The 19,771-nt window shown below is 62.5% G+C and carries 16 protein-coding genes; 8 read left to right on the top strand and 8 right to left on the bottom strand.

The window, feature by feature from the left end:
- The first annotated feature begins 154 nt into the window (after positions 1 to 154).
- From AArcS_RS00630 to AArcS_RS00615, 4 genes are read left to right on the top strand one after another with little or no spacing between them, the layout of a single operon-like run.
- Positions 155 to 2,455: an amino acid permease gene (locus tag AArcS_RS00630; protein WP_238478500.1), complete on the top strand. Its 2,301-nt coding sequence runs from the start codon at positions 155 to 157 to the stop codon at positions 2,453 to 2,455.
- A 1-nt stretch (position 2,456) separates the two neighbouring features.
- Positions 2,457 to 4,142, top strand: coding sequence for a potassium channel family protein (locus AArcS_RS00625; protein ID WP_238478499.1), 1,686 nt, complete (start codon positions 2,457 to 2,459; stop codon positions 4,140 to 4,142).
- Positions 4,143 to 4,187: 45 nt separating this feature from the next.
- Positions 4,188 to 4,700, top strand: a complete 513-nt coding sequence (locus AArcS_RS00620) for a cation:proton antiporter regulatory subunit (protein ID WP_238478498.1) — start codon at positions 4,188 to 4,190, stop codon at positions 4,698 to 4,700.
- Position 4,701: 1 nt separating this feature from the next.
- Positions 4,702 to 5,973 (top strand): cation:proton antiporter, encoded by a 1,272-nt coding sequence (locus tag AArcS_RS00615; RefSeq protein ID WP_238478497.1) that lies wholly within the window; start codon positions 4,702 to 4,704, stop codon positions 5,971 to 5,973.
- 10 nt (positions 5,974 to 5,983) lie between these two features.
- Here the strand turns inward: AArcS_RS00615 and AArcS_RS00610 are convergent, their stop codons facing one another.
- Positions 5,984 to 7,213: a TrkA C-terminal domain-containing protein gene (locus AArcS_RS00610; protein WP_238478496.1), complete on the bottom strand. Its 1,230-nt coding sequence runs from the start codon at positions 7,211 to 7,213 to the stop codon at positions 5,984 to 5,986.
- Positions 7,210 to 8,442, bottom strand: coding sequence for a potassium channel family protein (locus AArcS_RS00605; protein WP_238478495.1), 1,233 nt, complete (start codon positions 8,440 to 8,442; stop codon positions 7,210 to 7,212). The genes AArcS_RS00610 and AArcS_RS00605 overlap by 4 nt, the downstream gene beginning before the upstream one ends.
- A 190-nt stretch (positions 8,443 to 8,632) precedes the next feature.
- Between AArcS_RS00605 and AArcS_RS00600 the strand changes: the two genes are divergently transcribed.
- Complete coding sequence (locus AArcS_RS00600; protein WP_238478494.1) at positions 8,633 to 10,765, top strand: response regulator; 2,133 nt, start codon at positions 8,633 to 8,635, stop codon at positions 10,763 to 10,765.
- 1 nt (position 10,766) lies between these two features.
- Here the strand turns inward: AArcS_RS00600 and AArcS_RS00595 are convergent, their stop codons facing one another.
- A complete protein-coding gene (locus AArcS_RS00595; protein WP_238478493.1) occupies positions 10,767 to 11,351 on the bottom strand; it encodes a hypothetical protein in 585 nt (194 codons plus the stop codon).
- A 199-nt stretch (positions 11,352 to 11,550) separates the two neighbouring features.
- Between AArcS_RS00595 and AArcS_RS00590 the strand changes: the two genes are divergently transcribed.
- Positions 11,551 to 12,393, top strand: coding sequence for a universal stress protein (locus tag AArcS_RS00590; protein ID WP_238478492.1), 843 nt, complete (start codon positions 11,551 to 11,553; stop codon positions 12,391 to 12,393).
- A gap of 3 nt (positions 12,394 to 12,396) precedes the next feature.
- Here AArcS_RS00590 and AArcS_RS00585 read toward each other — a convergent pair whose 3' ends face one another.
- Genes AArcS_RS00585 through AArcS_RS00575 form a run of 3 tightly spaced genes read right to left on the bottom strand, consistent with a single transcriptional unit; the run spans position 12,397 to position 15,553 of the window.
- A complete protein-coding gene (locus tag AArcS_RS00585) occupies positions 12,397 to 12,972 on the bottom strand; it encodes a diacylglycerol/polyprenol kinase family protein (RefSeq protein WP_238478491.1) in 576 nt (191 codons plus the stop codon).
- Positions 12,973 to 14,709 carry a glycine--tRNA ligase gene (gene glyS, locus AArcS_RS00580; protein ID WP_238478490.1) on the bottom strand — a complete coding sequence of 579 codons (1,737 nt, stop codon included), beginning with the start codon at positions 14,707 to 14,709 and terminating at the stop codon, positions 12,973 to 12,975.
- Positions 14,702 to 15,553 (bottom strand): CBS domain-containing protein, encoded by an 852-nt coding sequence (locus AArcS_RS00575; protein ID WP_238478489.1) that lies wholly within the window; start codon positions 15,551 to 15,553, stop codon positions 14,702 to 14,704. Before AArcS_RS00575 ends, glyS begins: the two co-directional genes overlap by 8 nt.
- A gap of 151 nt (positions 15,554 to 15,704) precedes the next feature.
- Here AArcS_RS00575 and AArcS_RS00570 point away from each other — a divergent pair, with 151 nt between their 5' ends.
- The gene (locus AArcS_RS00570) at positions 15,705 to 15,872 is read left to right on the top strand and encodes a DUF7556 family protein (RefSeq protein ID WP_238478488.1); all 168 of its coding nucleotides are present in this window, start codon (positions 15,705 to 15,707) and stop codon (positions 15,870 to 15,872) included.
- Between the two features lie 57 nt (positions 15,873 to 15,929).
- Positions 15,930 to 17,990, top strand: coding sequence for an NAD-dependent DNA ligase LigA (gene ligA, locus AArcS_RS00565; RefSeq protein ID WP_238478487.1), 2,061 nt, complete (start codon positions 15,930 to 15,932; stop codon positions 17,988 to 17,990).
- Here the strand turns inward: ligA and AArcS_RS00560 are convergent.
- Positions 17,987 to 18,829, bottom strand: coding sequence for an ABC transporter permease (locus AArcS_RS00560; protein WP_238478486.1), 843 nt, complete (start codon positions 18,827 to 18,829; stop codon positions 17,987 to 17,989). The two genes, ligA and AArcS_RS00560, sit on opposite strands and share 4 nt — an antisense overlap.
- Entirely contained in the window at positions 18,826 to 19,737 is a 912-nt protein-coding gene (locus tag AArcS_RS00555) for an ABC transporter ATP-binding protein (RefSeq protein ID WP_238478485.1), read from the bottom strand. The genes AArcS_RS00560 and AArcS_RS00555 overlap by 4 nt, the downstream gene beginning before the upstream one ends.
- Positions 19,738 to 19,771: the final 34 nt, after the last annotated feature.

The raw sequence follows: 19,771 nt of genomic DNA, 5'->3' as shown, positions 1-19,771 counted from the left end.
TAATACTACTAGTCTGCTCAAGGCGCAAAATATACCCCATTAATTGTGCGACCAGCAATCCATTCGGAGATATTATATATCTGGACAGGGGAAGACAGAATAACGAACTTCATCGACCAGCGATCCACAGCGGTCGAGACTGAACAAATACACCATGGCAGAAGAACTAGAGCGGGATCTGGGACTGGTAGCGGTCGTAGCAATCAGCATGGGCGCGATGATCGGCAGTGGGATCTTTATTCTGCCGGGGCTAGCAATGGCAGAGGCGGGTCCCTCGGTTATTCTCGCGTTCGTCATCGCAGCACTCCTCGTCCTTCCCGCGGCAATCAGTATCGCCGAGCTGGGGACTGCAATGCCCGAAGCGGGTGGGGACTACATCTTCATCGAACGAGGGATGGGCCCGGGTGCCGGGACGATCGCCGGTCTCGGGACGTGGCTGATGCTGATGTTTAAGGGTGCGCTCGCACTCGTGGGCGGGATGCTGTATCTCGGCCCGATCTTCGACAGGCTTGGCGTTGATGTATCCGGCGAACTGGTCGGCCCGTTTCCGATTGAAAGCGCGGCGATCGGTCTGTCGTACGCGCTCGAAATAACATACCTCGAACTAATAGCGGTCGTCATCGGAGCCCTTCTGATCACGATCAACGTCGTCGGTGTCAAACAGACCGGCGGACTCCAGAAGATCCTCGTTCTTGTAATGATGTTTATTCTCGGCGGCTTCGTCGCACTCTCGATGGGCAACATCGAGGGAGGAAGCTACGACGGCTTCTTCGAGGAGGGTGCTGTCGGGCTGTTCGCTGCTACAGCGATGGTCCTGATCTCCTACGGTGGTGTGACGAAAGTCGCTGCCGTTGCCGAAGAAATCAAGAATCCGGGTCGAAACCTACCGCTTGGGCTTCTGTTGTCGCTCGGGCTCACTACGGCGCTGTACGCGCTTATTGTGTTCGTGCTCGTCGGCGTCGTCGACGCCGAGACGCTGGCAGGATCCGACATCCCGATGGTCGACGGGACGGAGCCGTTCTTCGGCTTCATCGGCGTATTGTTGATTATCGTTGCCGCGATGTTTGCGCTGATCAGTACCGCGAACGCCGGTATTCTCACCGCATCGAGATACCCGTTCGCGCTGAGCCGGGACAACCTCCTGCCGGACGAGTTTGCGACGGTCAGTGACCGGTTCCACACGCCCGTGACCGCGATCCTGATCACCGGCGGCGCGATGCTGTTCATTATCATCACGTTACCGGTTGAAGAGATTGCCAAGACTGCGGGGGCGTTCCAGATCGTTGTGTACATTCTCGTCTGTCTCTCCCTGATCGCGTTCCGACGCCGGGATCCAGAGTGGTATGACCCTGACTTCAGGTCGCCGCTGTACCCGTGGATCCAGTTATTCGGCGTGTTTGCCGGACTCGGGATTATCACACAGATGGACCTGTTGCCACAAGTGGGCGGGATCGGTATCGCCCTGCTGGGTGCGCTCTGGTACTGGGTCTACGGCCGTCCGCGAGTTGACCGAACCGGAATCGTCGGCGAAGCGCTGATCGACACGGTCGAACCCACGCCTGAAGGGGGCGAGAGCCCGTACCGTGTCGTTGTACCGGTTGCGAGCCCAGAGACTGAACGAGGACTGATACGTCTGGCTGCTGCGAGTGCGGCAAGCCACGACGGTGAGGCCGAACTCGTCGTAATGAACGTCATCACGGTACCGGATCAAACCTCGCTTGCCCAGGAGGTCAGCTACGAGCAAGAGCGGATCGACCGGCAGCAGGAACTGCTAGCCGAAGCCGAGGAAATTGCAACAGAACTGGATATCGGGCTACGGACACGTGCGCTCGTCGGTCGTGACGTCGGGAAGACGGTCCTGCACGTGATCGAACAGGAGAACGCAGACGATGTCGTGATGGGCTGGTCCGGGACACGGAAACGCCGTGACCGAGTGCTCGGATCGAACATCGACCGCCTCATCGAGCAGGCACCCTGTGAAGTGACACTTGTAAGGTATGTGGAGGAAACGGCCGGTGACGTCGTTGCGTTCGTTGGAGAGGGACCCTACTCGTCGATCGCCGTCCGAAAGGCAGCAGCGATCGCACGAATGGATGACGACGCAACGCTGACGCTGGTGAACGTCCAGACCAGTGACGGAAGCGAAGAGACTGATGCGCTCGTCAAGCGAGGCCAAGAGATCATCGACGAAACCGCCCGATCGGTTGATGTCGAAGGGTACGAGTCGAACGTCGTCGTGACCGACGATGTTGAGTCAGAACTCGTGAAGATCGGGCGTAGATACGATACCGTCTGTCTCGGTGTCTCGAGAGTGAGCTCCGTCGAACGGCTCCTCTCGGGAGCGATCCCGGAAACGATCGGTGAGCAAGTACCGGGAACGATCCTGCTTGTACGGAGCAGGGACGGGACCGAGCGGTCGCTTCGTGCCGCAATACGGAAACGACTCAGCGTTTGAAATGAGTACAAACACACCGACAGTTCAGGACGAAGCGGACTGGCGTCGACGTATCTGGGTCGCCGTACTAGGCATTGTCGCGATCATCGTCGTCTATACGCTGTTGTACCAGTGGGCGGCAAGCGCGTTCACGGGCGAGGAGATCTCGTTCGCTCAGGCACTACAGAACGTCGTCGAGATCGTAACGACGGCTGGCTTTGGCGGCGATACAGCTCTCTGGGAACAGAGCGACCGGTTCGCCCTCCTGATCGTATTTATGAACCTCTCGGCGGTGCTTCTGGTCTTTGTGGCGATTCCCCTGTTTGGTGTCCCCCTTCTCCGGCAGGCACTGGAGACGCAGCCCCCAACGGAGAGTACCCTCCGGGACCACGTTATCATCGCTGGCTACTCTATGCGTGACGAAGTGCTCCGCAAAGAGCTCGAAGCGATGAACATTTCATACCTGTACGTCGACGACGATCCGGATGTAGTAACGGAGTTGAATGAGCAAGGTCTCAACGCGATCGTCGGGGATCCGGAGGTCGTCGATACCTATCGAGCAGCCAACGCGTCACACGCACGGTCGCTCGTCGCCGACATCGGTGACGAGACGAATCCGACGGTGATACTTTCTGCCAGACAAGTAAACCCGGAACTGCGAGCGATTAGCGTCATCAGGTCCGAGGACGTAGAAGCGTACCACCGATACGCAGGTGCGGACGATATCGTCTCCGCACGGCAACTGCTCGGCAAAAGCCTCGCACTCCGTGCTGCGGGAACCTACGCGGAAAAACTCCGGGCCGCAATCGAAATCGAGAGCGATCTTCGTGTCACGGAGTTGTTGATCGAACGCAACAGCGAGCTCGTTGGCCAGACACTCCGAGAAGCTGATATCTTCGAAGAGCGTGGAATGACGGTCGTCGGCGCGTGGCTCGGGGGGAAGTTCGTTGTCACGCCGGATCCCGACACGATCATCGAGGAGAACACCATTTTACTGGTTGCCGGAGAGCACGAGGACTTTGAAGATATCCAGACGAGATCTATCCCGACACACGATACACACGAACCGCGGGTTGTCGTCTGTGGCTACGGAACTGTCGGACGTACGATTACGAAGACGCTACGACAGAAAGGGGTCGATGTCGAAGTGATCGATATCGAAGACAAAGACGGGGTCGATGTCGTTGGAGATATTACTGACCCAGCGACTCTGGAGCAAGCAAATGTGAGAAACGCCCGTTCGGTCGTGCTTTCGCTCGACGAGGATACCCCGACGATTTACACGACGCTCGTCCTCGAGCAGTTGGCTCCTGATGTAGAAGTTATCGCACGGGCAGACGACGCCGACAGCGTCCAGAAGCTGTACAGCTCTGGCGCGGATTTTGTGCTCTCACTACCAAACGTCACCGGCGAGAGTCTGGCGTCACTGTTGATCGATGAAGCGGAGATACTGACGCCCGATGCGGACTTCGAGTTCGTGAGATCCTCGGTGCCCGCCTTCGTCGGACGGTCACTCAAAGAACTCGATCTGCGGAGACAGACTGGCTGTACCATCGTGGCAGTTGAACGTGATGAGCAGGTACTGACCGATGTCGATGCGACCTTTACCATCCGTGAAGAGGACGTACTTATCGTCGCTGGGAGCGAGCGGTCCAGAGAGCAGTTCTGCCAGTTTACCGAGCGGGTAACAGCGGACATCGACGAGTGACCGAATTCCCTGAGCTTTACCATGAGGGGTTGCCATTGAGCTACCATGGTAATCTACGAGAGCGACCTGCCGGGGGTCGGAAAGAAGTTCGAGATCGATCTCGAGGACGAGACACAGCTGATTATCGTCATCCACAACACCGGAAAGCGGGAAGTGTTCCTCCGAGAGAGCGCCGACGATGACTCCGAGAAACTGTTCGAGCTCTCGGACAAGATGGCCCGGCAGATCGGGACGATCATGGAGGGAGCATACTTCCAGCCGATCAAGGATACCGCGGTCAACACGGTGCTGGGCGAAAACACCCTGATCGAGTGGTCGAAGGTCACTGAATCGGCCGATATCGTCGGAGAGACGATCGAAAGCTCGGAGATCCGGAACAAGACCGGTGCGTCGATCATCGCGATTCAGCGTGGCGAGGACACGATCGACCATCCGACCGCCGACACCGTCATCGAGCACGGCGACACGCTCGTCGCGGTCGGCGATCGGGAGAGTCACAGAAAGCTCGAAAACCTTGCCGGCGGCGAATCACCCGAGGGAGACGATCTAAACGAGTAGCATGGCGGAGCTAGAACTGATCCACGTCGGTGTGATGTTCGCGGTGCTCGCCGTGGCGGGCGGGCTCGCGAACCGGGTCGGACAGTCGGTGATCCCGTTCTATCTGGTCGCCGGGATCCTGATGGGCGAAGCAGTGCTGGGAAGTGTCGGCACGCTTTCGCTGGATACCATTGGAGTGGCGATTTCGGGGAGCGAGCTCTGGCTCGATCCCGATTCGGAGTTCATCCACCTCGGCGCGGAGCTGGGGATCGTCTTCCTGCTCTTTTTCCTCGGACTGGAGTTCAGCATGGACCGGCTCATCGAGAGCAAGGATCGGATCGGGAAGGCCGGAACGATCGATCTCCTGAACTTCCTGCCGGGTGTGCTGATCGGCTACTTCTATTTCGGCGGGATCGTAGAGGCGATTTTGCTCGGCGGGGTCGTATACATCTCCTCGTCGGCGATTATCACGAAATCGCTGATCGATCTGGGCTGGATCGCCAACGACGAGAGTGCCCCGATGCTCGGGACGCTGGTCTACGAGGATCTCGTGATCGCGCTGTATCTCGCGGTCGTCTCGGCCATCCTGCTCGGGGCAGGCGGCATCTCGGGAGCGACGACGGATATCCTGCTCGCGATCGGCGTCCTGTTCGTGCTCGTGTTCGTCGTCTACTTCGGCACCGAGTACTTCCAGGAGTTCCTCGAGATCGACTCCGTGGAGCTGACCGTCCTGCGAACGGTCGCCATCACGGTCTTCGTCGCCGGGGGCGCACTCGCACTGGGAGTCAGCGAAGCAGTCGCGGCCTTCTTCGTCGGGATGGGCTTTTCGAGCACCTCACACGTCCACGAGATCGAGGAGCTGTTGATCCCCATCCGGGACGTCTTCGCCGCCGTCTTCTTCTTCTGGATCGGCCTGCTGACCGATCCCTTCGTGTTCCTCGATACGACCGTCGCCGGGTTGATCCTCGCGGCGGTCGCCCTCTCGGGGCCAACGAAGTTCCTCACCGGCTATCTGGGTGGGCGCGTGTACGATCTCGACGAGCGCCGATCGTTCCGGGTCGCCTGCGGGATGACCACGCGCGGGGAGTTCTCCCTGATTATTGCGGCGATCGCCACGTCCGCGAGCGTGGACCAGTGGGGACAGGCCGTCACCGAAACGATTCCATCGATCGCCGTCGGCTACGTGCTCGTCATGAGCGTCCTCGGAACGCTGGCGATGCAGTACGCCGACCGTCTGTGGCTCATCGCCGAGCCGATCCTCGTCGAGGACGAGGACGTGACACCCGCCGACTGACCCCGTGCCGTTACTCCTCGTCCGCCAGCGGTCGTTCCGATACCGGTTCCGCCAGCAGCGTAGCATCGTCGGCATTTGACAGCTCCCCGTCGACCGTGATGGGCTGGACCGCGTTCGTCGCCTCCAGTTTGCGGAGCACGTCTGGCCGACCGATCGCGAACAGCCGTTCGCCCGCCTCGATTATCCACTCGCGTGCGGGGATCGTCTCGACCTCGCCGCGCGCCGTTTGGACCGCGATGACAGTCACGTCGAGCGCACTGATCGGGCTCCCGACGAGCGGACTCCCGGTACCGATCTCGACGACGCTCATCGTTTCCTCGCCGCGGCGGAGCATCCCCGCGAACTCCCGATCCGGGTGGGAGTCCGCCGAGAGCGTCATCAGGCGGTACTCCGCCGTCGGATCGATCCGCTCGGCGACCGATTCGTCCGTCGCGAGCGTCGCGACCGACCCGACGCTGGCGCGCAACTCTGCAGTCCCGATTCGCGTCTCCTCTCCCTCGAGAACCTGCCAGACCTGCACGGTATCGCCCGGCGTCGCGCTAAAGGGCGGATCCGCACGGACCGCGACCGCCGCGGTCTTCGGGGGGAGCGTGGGGCCGATCCCCGCGACGCGACGGCCGACCGCAAAGTACTCGACCGTGCCGTCCTCGGCGAGATCGACGTCGACGTAACCGATATCGTGGTCCTCCTTGAGCCGCGTTATCAATCCCGATTCCAGTTCCGCAAGCGTCAGTCCGCGCGAGAAATCGAGCGTTCGGCCGGACAGTGCGTCTCGTGTCTCGTCTTCGACCGGATCGTAGCCCTCGATATCCTCGATGTCGTCGGGGAGCGTAACGGTAATGTACCGCCCCGTGGCGCGAACGAGCGGGCTGAAATCCGGCTGGAGCCGTCCCCAGGAGAATCGCTCCGATTCCCCGGCCCAGTTGCCAAGTCGGCGTCCGCCGTAGGATGCCACCCCCGCCGCCACGAATACCGAAACGTTGAGCAGTGCCTCGGAGACGGTAAACGGGTCGCCGGTCTCGCCGACGAACTGGATGAACACGATCCGGGTGTTTAGGTAGATGGCGACGGCTCCAAGTCCGATGATGAGGGTCGCCCCTTCCGGCAGTTCTGCCCGTGCCCGGACCCGATAGACGTAGGCCACGAGCGTCGTCACCGCGGCGGCAAGCAGCGACAGGCCGACGATTCGGATCCCCGCCTCGACGAGCGGGTTCGAGAGAACCGTCGCAAGCAGCGTCATCTGGCCACCTCCTCGAACGCCCGCAGCTGGCTCGGTCGCCCGACGACGATCAACGCGTCGCCCGGCGTCAGTTCGGCGTCGCCGTCAGGAGCGACGATCCGTTCCATCGAACGGCGGATCGCCAGCACGGCGACGCCGTAGGTATCACGGATCCGTTCGGAGCCGATCGTCCCCCCGGCGAGGTTACTCGATGCCCCGATCGTCACCTTCCGGAAGCGGTTGCCGTGGGCTCTGAGCACGCCGATCGCCTCGTATTCGCGCTGTTTGCCGCGCGAGTGGACGATCACCGGCGCGAAATCGGCGCGAATCACACGCCGGGCGTCCTCGGGCGACAGGGCGACCGTGATGCGACCCTCCCCGCCCGTCGTCGTCGGTACAGGTGGCGTCCTCGGCGACATATCGGCGCTTTCGTCCCCGGCCGTCCCCGCAGTCTCGCCTGGCGGTTCCTGTGTCGAGATCGTGTCGTCGCCCTCCGTCCGTGCGCTCACGACCGGACCGGTCACCGGTCCATCGGAAAGCCGGATCGTCACCGAGTCCCCACGGGCGACCCCACTCGGCAGCAGCGTCCTGATCGAGACGGCGCGTTGTCCGGGCGGGACCCGGCGGGAGAGACCGGCAGCACTGGGCGCGGCGGCGATCTCGGCCCGCCCCTGCTCGTCGATCGTGACCGTGGCGGCCGCCAGTTCGTGCTCCGTGAGAAGCCGTTCTTCGAGCCGTGATTCCAGTTCCGCAAGCGAGAGACTCGCAGGGAACTTCCAGGACCCCTCGTGGAGCGTCTCGCGGAGACTGTTCGGGAGTGGTGGATACCCCTCCACATCGAGAATCTCTCCGACCGGGCGAATCCGTATCTGGCCGTACGAGTCGACGCGATCGACGAGATCCGCCGACAGCCGACTCTCTCGAATCGACTTGAGCGTGAGCTTTCGCGGGGTCGACGCCCCGAGCTTGTCGCCCTGGCCGTGTGCCCACAGACAGGCCATCAGGATGACCAGCACGGCAGTGATACCGGTCCAGCTATCCGCCAGTTGCGGATCGACCAGCCCCATGAGACCGCCGGAGACGCCCGCGAGCGCCCCGCCGAGCACGACGACACCGAGACCGGGCACGGTGACATCGGTGAAGTACTTGAACCCAAAGCCGATCGAGAAGGCGATAAACGCCGGGAAGATCCCCGCGAGAAGCCCGAGATAGATGCCGACGAGAACGTCAGCAACCTGTGCCGAAGTCATTGCGCGTTGCGAGTCGCCGACGGAGTATAGAGGTGGCGTTTATACTCAGACTTCGAACATTATCCACGACGGAGAACGGGTAACGACACCGATGTTGCGCGCAGCTATCCACAACAAAGCGATGCGGAATACCCACGAGGGGCGTACACTCCCCACAACGCTTATATTTTCAAGCGGGAAAGTGGATGTCATGAACCGATCGGTCCGGGTGCTACACGTCGACGATGAGCCCCGGTTTACCGGACTGACGACGACCCACCTGCAGCGGATCGACGACCGCTACGTGGTCGAAACAGCGGAGAGTGTAACAGAGGGGCTGGACCGACTGGCGGATGGACGATTCGACTGTGTCGTCTCCGACTACGATATGCCGGGGAAAAACGGCATCGACTTCCTCGAAGCGGTGCGGGAGTCAGATCCGAACCTCCCCTTTATTCTGTTCACCGGCAAGGGAAGCGAGGAGGTCGCCAGTGACGCCATCTCGGCAGGCGTCACGGACTACCTACAGAAGGATACTGCCACCGAGCAGTTCGAGCTGCTCGCCAACCGGATCGAGAACGCCGTCTCACAGCACCGGACCGAACACGAACTCGAGCAGCAACGGATCGTGCTCGAAACAGTGATCGAGAACCTGCCAGCCGGAATCCTCGTGGAGGACGAATCCCGGGAAGTGCTGACGGCAAACACGGAGCTCCTCGAACTGTTCGGCGACGACATGAGCGTCGAGGAGTTCGTCGGCGCGGACTGTGCACAACTGGCACGGGAGCTCAAAGACGTCTTCGTCCGGAGCGAGGAGTTCCTGGCCTCGATTGAGGACCACCTCGACGCACGCGAGCCAGTCATCGGTGAGACCTTCGAGCTCGCCGACGGTCGGATCGTCGAGCGCGATTACATTCCGTACGAGCTGCCAAGCGGGGCGGCGAACCTCTGGATGTACCGGGACGTCACTGACGATCGGGAACAGACCAGACTTCTGGAGGGGCTGTTCGAGCAGTCGTTACACGGTATCAGTATCAAGGAGATCATCACGGACGAGGAGGGCACGCCGGTCGATTACGAGTATCTACATGTAAACGACCAGTTCGAGGAGTTGACCGGTCTTGACGGCGACGCGATCGTCGGGCGTCGTGCGACCGAGGCTATCGACGGGATCGAGGAGACGGGATTCATCGAAACGTTCGGGGAGGTGGCGCTGGGAGGCGAGCCGAAACGGTTCGAATCGTACTCCGAACCGCTGGATCGCCACTACGAGATCTCGGCGTTCGCCCCGAGCCACGGGCGGTTTATTACCATCTTCTCTGATATCACCGAGAGAAAAGCGAGGCAAAAAGAGCTCGAGAAGTTCAAGTTCTTCGTCGAGCACACGCCCGATTTCATGATCATTCTCGAGGAGGATCTCACCGTCCGATACCAGAGCCCGATCTCGCCCGCGGTCGAGTACGATCCACTGGTCGTCACGGCAGAGAACCCGATCCAGTACGTCCATCCCGACGATCAGAAAGCGGCCATCAACGGGTTCCAGCTGGCGCTAACGAGCCCCGACGAGGTCGTGACGAGCGAGTTCCGGGCGAAGGATGCCGAGGGTACGTGGCGGTGGTTCGAGACTCGCTCCCAGAACTTCATCGGCACCGAGCCGATCGACGGCGTGCTGGTGACGATCCGGGAAGTTACCGAGCGCAAGGAGAAAGAACGGAGGCTCCAGCGACAGAACGAGCGCCTCGATCAGTTCGCGAGCGTTGTCTCCCACGACCTGCGAAACCCGCTAAACGTCGCGGACGGACGCCTGGATCTACTCGCCGAGGACTGTGATAGCGAGCACGTAGCGGAGATCGAGTGGGCGCTCGACCGGATGGACCAGTTGATCGACGACGTGCTGACGCTTGCCCGCGACGGAGAAACGGTCGGCGAGACGGAGCCGATGACGCTGGATTCGATCGCCGTCCAGTGCTGGAGTAACGTGGCGACCGGGGAGGCGACGCTGACCTGCGAGACGTCGGGCGAGATCCGCGCTGATCGGAGCCGGCTCTCACAGTTGCTCGAAAACCTGTTCAGAAATTCGGTCGAACACAACGCCAGGCCGGTGACGATCACTGTCGGCGACCTGTCCGACGGGTTCTACATCGAGGACGACGGACGCGGGATCCCGGCAGCGGAACGCGAGGCGGTCTTCGAGGCCGGTCACTCCTCGACCGAGGACGGCACCGGCTTCGGACTGGCAATCGTCGCGGAGATAGCGTCGGCACACGGCTGGGAGGTCGACGTTACCGGAAGCACAGCAGGTGGGGCGCGCTTCGAGATTACCGGCGTCGAGCAGGTCGAGTGAATCACCGGCGTAAGTAGTAGACGACGACGCCGGGAACGGTCAATCCGACGAAGACGGAAAGCAGTGAGAGTTCGTAACCGAACACCAGGTACTCCTCGGAGAGCGTGCCGGTCCACGCACCGACCGAGAACACGACGGTGCCGTAACAGCCAGATGCGAGTCCTTTCGGACCACCAGCGATACCCAGGAGACGTACCCACCTCGACCTCTCGACCCACGGGAGCGCGCTGTAGAGCCCCGACCCCAGTCGGCGAACGACACCGCCGATGGCCGGGAGCGCGATCAGCGAGGGGAGTCCGATTCCGATCCCGAACGCACCCAGCAGTCCATACCCCCCGAGCCGTTTCAGTTTCCCCAGCAGGTACTTGCCAAACGCCAGTGCGACCGCCGCGGCGACGAGCAGGACGCCGAGTTCCAGTACGGACAGGTCTCGGCCGCCGATCCCGATCCGATACGCGAGGCTATCGGTGAACATACCGAGCGTCAGAACGCAGAGACCGGAACCAACGAGGAGCTTCCCGCTCCGGCCGCGGGGCTGTTTCGTCCGGAGCGGCGTCGACCGAAGCGCGCCAGCGATCGTCGACATGGCTGGTGATAGGGAGGTGGAACTGAAAACCCCACTGGCTGATCTGCGTTGCCGAGGGGACCGGAGTAACAGCCGTCGTGAACCAATAGTTCGAATGCTGTAGTGAAACACTACAGATTTCGAAGTTCTGATGGGCACCGAATAGTTCCAGTTCGGCACCGGCAGCGGATTTTATACATCGTCGGCGCGATATCCCGGTATGGCAACCGACACCGCCGACGGAACCCTGCTGGTTCCCGTTTCCAACCCGGAGACGGTCGAGCGGCTGATAGACACCGCCGTCGACATCGCCCGAGGGCGCTCGCTCCGGATCCTCGCCCTGCACGTCGTCGAGGTTCCGGCACAGGTCCCGCTCTCTGAGGGCCATCAGCTCGTCGAGGAGGACGGCGAGGAGCGACGAGTACTGGCCGACGCCAGGGAACGAGTCGAAGCGGCCGACGTGCCCGTCGAGACGACGCTCCGGTACGCCCGCGACGTTGCGACAGGAATCGTCGGCGCGGTGGGAGAACACGACGCCGACGGGCTCTTGCTCGGCTGGCACGGTCGTCCACGTCGGCGGGATATCATTCTGGGGAGCTTCATCGATCGCGTGCTCGCAGAGGCCGACTGTGACGTCTTCGTCAAGCGAATCCGTCGTCCCGCCCGGCACGTCGACTCGATTCTCGTGCCGGTCGCGGACGGCCCCCACTCCGATCTCGCCGTCGACCTCGCCGGAGCGCTCGCGACGGAACACGACGCCAGCGTCCGACTGGTCCACGTCGTCGCATCCGACGCCGACGACGCCGCGGTCGAGAACGCGAACGCCCTGCTGAAAGAGAGCGCCGGGACGCTCCCGGAAGGGCTCGACATCGAGACGGATGTACTCCAGCACGATCACGTCCCAGGTGCGATCAACGACGAAACGACGTATCACGACCTGACGATCCTCGGTGCGACGCGGGACCCGTTCTTGCGTCGCAAACTCGTCGGGTCGGTGGCGGAAGGTGTCGGGCGCTCCGCAGCGAGTGCCGTGATGCTGGTGCGGAGCGAGCCGGAAGAATAGCGCTCAGACGAGTATCGACAGGAGCTCGACGGCAACGTACGCCGCCCCACCAGCGACGAGCGGGATCGAGAGGTTGTCGTCGACGACGAACTCGCCGATTCGCGGTTTGACGCCGTCCGCCACCATCGCGCCGAGCGCCGCGACCGCGGCGACAGCCGGACTCAGGAACGGCCACGCGATGGCGAAGCTGATGACGAACATCGCTACCAGCGAGCGTGGATGTTTGATCGTCCGGAGCTCGTCGGTCCCGAGCAGCCCGCTCACGGGGTCACCGATCGTGAGCATCAGGATGGCTGGGACCCCAATCGCGGGCTCGAAGGCGAGTATGACTGCCGTCATGCTAAAGGCACCCAGCGCGTATCCCGCGACCGTCTCCTGTTCGTACTCCCGGGTGAGCTTCTCGAAGACCCACAGGTCGAGGCCCGTGCGCAGGCGCAGGATCTCGATGACGACGACGGCGGCGCTGGCCGCGAGCATGAGTACGCCCAGTTGCGACCACGTCAGGACGTCGAGCAGGTAGAGGCCGGGGATAATCGAACTGCTCGCGTGGAACAGTCGCCGCTTGATCTCGTCGGCCATCTACGCCAACTCGCCGAACGACAGTTCTCCCGACCGGAGCGCCGTCAGCGTCTCGACGAGGTCGTCCAGCTCGACCCGTACCTGTTCGGTCGAATCGCGCTCCCGGACCGTGACAGTACCGTCTTCGAGCGCCTCGTAGTCGACGGTGACACAGAAGGGCGTGCCGACCTCGTCCTGACGGCGGTAGCGTCGCCCGATCGCGCCAGAGTCGTCGTAGGCGACCGAGAGGCCCGCCTCGCGCAGGTCGGTTGCGACCTCCTCGGCGAGCTCGCCCAGCCCTTCCTTGTCCATCAGGGGGAAGACGCCGACGAAGGTCGGGGCGACTTCCGGGGAGAGTTCGAGATACGTCCGTTCCTCGCCGTCGACCTCGTCCTCCCGGTAGCTGTGTGCGAGGATCGTGTAGAGCACACGATCGATACCGAACGAGGGCTCGACGACGTGGGGCGTGATGTGTTCGCCCGCCTCGGTAACCTCCTCGACGGCGAAACCGGTCTTCTCGACCGGGATAGTGTACGTCTCGCCGTCGATCTCGACGGACACCTCGTCGCCCTCGAAGGCCGACCTGTCCCGCTCGGCGAGCGCTTCGAGCGCGTCGGCGATCTCGCCTGCTGCGCCACCGAACTCCGGTCCGAGATAGCTCATGTCCGGGTCGACCGTCGCGCGCTCGACCGTCTTCGGTTCGTCGTACTGTTTGAAGATCGTAAAGTCCTCGTCGGAGTACTCGCCGTGTTTGCTCAGATCGTAGTCGCTGCGGTAGGCAAAGCCGGTCAGCTCGACCCAGTCGCCGTCCAGTTCGGATTCGGCGTCCCAGCAGTCCACCGAGTAGTGAGCGAGTTCGCCGGGGAGATGCTGGCGGAAGCGGAACCGATCCATATCGATGCCGACGCGGTCGTACCACCGCTGTGCGATGCCGAGGTAGTAGCCGATCCACGCGCTGGCGATGGTGCCGTCCTCTACTGCCGCGCCGATCGTCGTCGTGATGGGCTCGCCGTCGTCGTCTTGCTGTTGGGGGACGGGATACAGGGTCACCTCGACGTCCTCGACCCGCGCGAGGTCGGGCTCGTCCTCCTCGGGGTCGATAAAGAGTTCGAGTTCGGCCTGGGTGAACTCCCGTGTGCGGATGACGGATTTGCGCGGGCTGATCTCGTTCCGGTAGGCCTTCCCGATCTGGGTGACGCCGAAAGGAAGCTGGTTGCGGGCGTACTCTTTGAGCTGGGGGAACTCGACGAAGATGCCCTGTGCGGTCTCGGGACGCAGGTAACCCGGTGCGGAGTCACCGGGACCGATGTTGGTGCCGAACATGAGGTTGAACTCCTCGACGGACTCGCCCGCGAGCGCCGCACCGCAGGCCGGACAGGCGAGGTCGTGCTCGGCGATGAGCGCCTCGACCTCCGAAATCGGGATCGCCTCGGCGTCTTCGAGCTCGGTGTTGTCCTCGATCAGGTGATCCGCACGATGGGTCGCACCACACTCCGCACACTCGACAAGCATGTCGTCGAACGTGTCGAGGTGACCCGACGCCTCGAAGACGGGCTCGGGCATGATCGTCGGCGCGTCGATCTCCTGGTTGCCCTCCTTGACCGCAAAGCGGTCCCGCCAGGCGTCCTCGACGTTTCCCTTGAGCGCCGCGCCCTGCGGGCCGAAAGTATAAAAGCCCGAAACGCCGCCGTACGCGCCCGAGGCCTGCAGGAAGTAGCCCCGACGCTTGGCGAGCTCGACGAGTTTCTGACTACTCATACAGCGCCTCCAGCAGGTCCATATCACGGACGACGCCGATGAGCTCGTCACCGGAGACCAGCGGGATCTGCTCGATGTCGTGGGTGATCATCTGCTGGGCCGTCTCCTTTGCGGTCTTGCGCTTCGAGACCGTCACGAGGTCCGATGTCATCAGGTCGCCGACGGTCTCGTCGGGAAGTTCGACGTTCCGGACCGTCATCGATCGACTGCCGACGCCCTTGATCCCCTCCCACATCCAGTCGTTGTCCTGATCGGCGAAGCTGTTGCCCGTTCGCTCCTCCTCCTCGACGACGCGGGCAACGTCGAGGATGTCAACCTCGGTCAGCATCCCCGCCGGGTCGCCGTCCCCATCGAGCACGACGGCGTATGGAACGTTCGCGTAGAACAGTTCTCGCATCCCGACGAGCAGCGGCGCAGCCTCGTAGGTCGTGTTGATGTCGGTCGTCGCAAGCTCCTCGACGCTCGTCTCGGCGTCGACGTCGCCGGTCGCAATCGCCCGGATCACGTCGGTGATCGTGATGATGCCTTCGAGCTCGCCGTCGACAACGGGGATCCGCCGGGCGTTCTCGGTCGCCATCAGTTCAGCGAGTTCCTCGACGCTGGCGTCGCGTTCGACCGTCGGTACTTCGTCCATTAACAGCGCGAGCTGGTCCTCGTCAGGCTGTTCGATCAGGCTCTCGCGGGAGACGAGCCCACGGTACTGCTCGCCCCCATCGGTCTCCTTGACAACCGGAACCGAGGAGAACTCCCGGTCCTGCAGGTATTCGAGGGCATCGTCCCGGCTACCGGGAAGCGATACCGTGACGAGTTCCGAACGGGGCGTCATCGCGTCGGATACATTCATACACCGGCGTACGTGCAAAACCGCAATAAACTCCGTGCTTCGCGTGCGCATCGAGACGCGAAGAACAAACGCGCCGTAGCTGGTCGAAAAGTGGACAAGCGTTCATATCGAATCCGACGGACTTATGTATGTATGAAAGATAGTTATAGATATGTCCACGTCAGGCTACAGCGAGTCGTTGGCGGACACGTGCGAGGTCGTTGGAACGATCGACGGCGACGGCCACGAGGACGAGTACGTAATCGCGGATATCACTCGGGATGGGGCGTGGATTTCGATAGATCTCGCCGATGCAGTGAAGCTTGACGCGATGCGATAAGACCGGACGCACTCCGGATGGTCGATTTTTTGAACGATGGGGCCAAAGTCCCGAGCAATGCCGCCAGAGTCTACGGAGAACCCGTACGTCGAGGAGCCGCCGACGGAGTTCGAGCCGGTGGAATCGCTCGACGAGACCGAGGCCCGTGAACAGGCGGATCTCCTCCGGGAAGCGATCCGATATCACGACCGTCGGTACTACCGAAAGGCGGACCCAGTTATTTCCGACAGAGTCTACGACGCCCTGTTTGCCCGCCTCGAAACGCTTGAAGACCGGTTCGATATCGACAGTGCTGACAGCCCGACCCAGCGGGTGGGCGGCGAGCCGGTCGACGAATTCGAAACCGTCGATCACGTCGCGCCGATGCTCTCGATCGATAGCACCGAGGACGCCGACGAAGTGCGTAACTTTGCCGACCGGATCGAGCGCGAGTTCGACGGCGTGAGCTACGTCTGTGAGCCGAAGTTTGACGGTATCTCGATCGAGGTCGTCTACGAGGACGGCCAGCTCGTGCGTGGAGTCACCCGCGGTGACGGTCGCGAGGGTGACGACGTGACCGCAAACGTCCGGACGATCCGGTCGATCCCGCTCCAGCTCTCGGGAGACTATCCGGAGTTTCTGGCCGTGCGGGGCGAGATCTACATGCCACGGGACGCGTTTCAGGCGTACAACCGCGAGCTGGTCGAACGCGGCGAAGACCCCTTTGCGAACCCGCGGAACGCGACAGCTGGGACGATCCGTCAGCACGACCCAACCGTGGTCGCCGAGCGCCCGCTGGACTGTTTCTTTTTCGAGGTGCTCGACGCGAGCCGTGAGTGGGAGAGCCGCTACGCCGAGGACGAGACGCTGCCGGAGTTCGGCCTGCGCGTCAACGAACACACCACCCGCGTCGACGACATCGAGGCCGCAATTTCGTACCGCGACGACATCCTCGACCAGCGGGACGACCTGAACTACGAGATCGACGGTGTGGTGATCAAAGTCGACGGCCGGGCCGAGCGCGAGGCTCTCGGGTCGACCGCCCGACACTATCGGTGGGCGATCGCCTACAAGTTCCCCGCACGCACCGAGGAGACGACGGTCCGCGATATCGCGGTGCAAGTGGGGCGAACCGGCCGCCTGACGCCAGTCGCACTGCTCGATCCCGTCGACGTCGGTGGGGTTACTGTCGCGCGCGCCAGCCTGCACAACCCCGATGAGATCGCGCGTCTCGGCGTCGACATTGGCGACGGAGTTCGCATCGAGCGGGCGGGCGACGTGATCCCACAGGTCGCCGAGGTCCTCGACGACGGCGACGGCCACTTCGAGTTTCCCGACAGCTGTCCCGTCTGTGAGAGCGCGATCGAGCGGGACGGCCCGATGGCCCACTGTACTGGAGGGATCGCCTGTGACGCCCAGCTACGGGAGTCGCTGGTCTACTACGGGAGCGACCCCGGACTCGATATCGACGGACTGGGTGAACGGACGATCCGCCAGCTGCTCGATACGGGGCTGATCGAGCGGCTGCCGGATCTCTACCGGCTCGACGCCGACGAACTGGCCGGGCTGGAGGGCTGGGGCGAGCGGAGTGCGCGGAACCTGATCGAGGCGATCGAGGCGACCGAAGAACCCCCGCTCGCTGACTTCCTCTCGGCACTCGGTGTCCCACACGTCGGCCCGGCGACCGCCCGCGAGCTGGCCCGCGAGTTCGGCGACCTCGACAGCCTGATGGGAGCGAGCGTCGACGAGTTAGAATCGGTCGACGAGGTGGGCGACGTCGTCGCCGGAGAGATCCACGACTTCTTCGCCTCGGAGGCAAACAGGGCAGTAATCGAGGAGCTGCGAAATGAGGGCGTCGAGCCACAGTCCGCCGAGATGTCCGGCGGCGACGAGCTAGCCGGACTGACGATCGTCTTCACCGGGAGTCTGGACGAGTATACGCGAAGCGAGGCACAGGAACTCGTCGAGGCGCACGGTGGCTCGGCGACGGGAAGCGTCTCCGGTAACACCGACTATCTCGTGACTGGCGAGAACCCCGGCGCGACGAAGGTCGAAGACGCCGAAGCGGAGGATGTCGAACGGCTCGATGAGGACGAGTTCGAGGCGCTACTGGCTGATCGTGGGATCGACCCGACCTAGAGGTCCTGTCGGTTGAACAGGGCGCGACCCACTGCGAGCGGTACGACGATCCAGATGGCAAGGACGATCAGTCCGGTCCATCCGTTGATATACCACGCATTCATATATCGGGGCTGTGCCATATCGGTGTAGACGAAGCCGTGCAGTATCATCTGATAGGCGTAATGGGGGTTGATCATCGCGAGGGGGTACATCCACCAGTCGAGCTCGAAGGCAACGGTCCAGCTCCCCGTCTGCAGTCGGTTGACAGTGCTCTGAGCGACGGTCAGGGCGGGAAGGTAGAGGAACCGAAAGAGCACGTACAGGACGAAGACGCCGACGGCGGAGAGTACCGACGAGGAGACCGCACCGGAAAAGCCGATGGCAAGGCTCAGATACGCCAGACCGATGAGCAAGACGGCGAGGACGAATACCAGATAGTCGAGGATCGAGTAGGCGTCGAACAGCGCCATGACGAGCACGAGCCCTGCGGCGAACGCGAGCAGAATCGGGGTCGCGAGAACGACCGATCGCCCGAGGAACTTTCCGAGGACGACATCATCGCGTGTGTGTGGAAGCGAGAGGGTGAGTGAGAGACTCCCCGACTGGCGCTCCCCGACGATCGACTTGTAGCCGAGCAAAGCGCCGATGAGCGGGACGAACATCACTGCCGCACCGAAAAACGAGATCAGCCCCTCGACAGCCAGCTCCTCGCCGGGGGCTGCACCGAACAGCGGGACCGAAGCGTACAGAGCGGTAATAAACAGTGCGAGGATCACGAACAGCCCCGAGAGAACGATGATACTGCGGGATCTGATCGAGTCGCTGATCTCCTTGCGGGCAATCACTTGCCAGCTCATCGGTCCGCCCCCGTAGTGACGCGCTCGAACAGCTCTTCGAGAGAGGCCTCCTCGATCGAGAAATCGGTGACCTCGACGCCGCTCTCCTCGATCGCCGCGATCACGTCCGCTTTCGCGCCGTCCTCACAGTCGACGAGCAGCGAGTTCCCGTCGGTTCTGACGCCAGAGACGCCGGGGAGTGATCGCACAGCTTCGAGGGCGCGCTTGTCCGGTTGCGCGACGGTAACCCGGAGCTCGTCAACGGAGCCTGTCGATTCCCGGAGGGCGTCAATGCTGTCCTCCGCAACGAGTTCGCCGTTCGTAAGAATGCCGACCCGGTCACAGACGGCGTCGACCTGCGCGAGGATGTGGCTCGAAAAGAAGACGGTTGCACCACGATCCCGTTCAGCCTCGATCAGCTCGCGCATCCGACGCGCTCCGTTCGGGTCGAGCCCGGTCGTCGGTTCGTCGAGAATCAGCAGGTCGGGGTCCCCTGCGAGCGCCATCGCAAGAACCAGACGCTGTTTCATCCCTTTCGAGTAGTTGCTGGCCCGTCTATCCGCGGAATCGGAGAGGCCGACACGGTCGAGCAACGATTGGGGGTCCGCGTCGATCGCTTTCGATTCGCAGGCGAACTCGAGGTGCTGGCGACCGGTGAGCCGGTCGTACACGCTAAATCCCTCGGGAAGGACGCCGATGCGCTCGCGCACAGCGAGGGGGTTTTCCTGACAGTCGATACCGAACACTTCGGCGGTACCGTCGGTCGGGCGGACGAAATCGAGGAGGACGTTGATCGTCGTGGACTTCCCGGAGCCGTTCGGGCCCAGAAAGCCGTAGATCTCGCCGTCCTCGACCTGGAGGGAGAGATCACGAACGGCGGTCAGCGAGCCGTACCGTTTCGTGACCCCGTCGAGCTGGATGGCGGCCATACCCGGGATTGACGGCCCTCGCATATATTTTCTT

Origin of the sequence: Natranaeroarchaeum sulfidigenes, assembly GCF_017094485.1 — an archaeon.
Lineage (GTDB): Archaea > Halobacteriota > Halobacteria > Halobacteriales > Natronoarchaeaceae > Natranaeroarchaeum > Natranaeroarchaeum sulfidigenes.
This window is presented reverse-complemented; position numbering and strand designations above follow the sequence as displayed.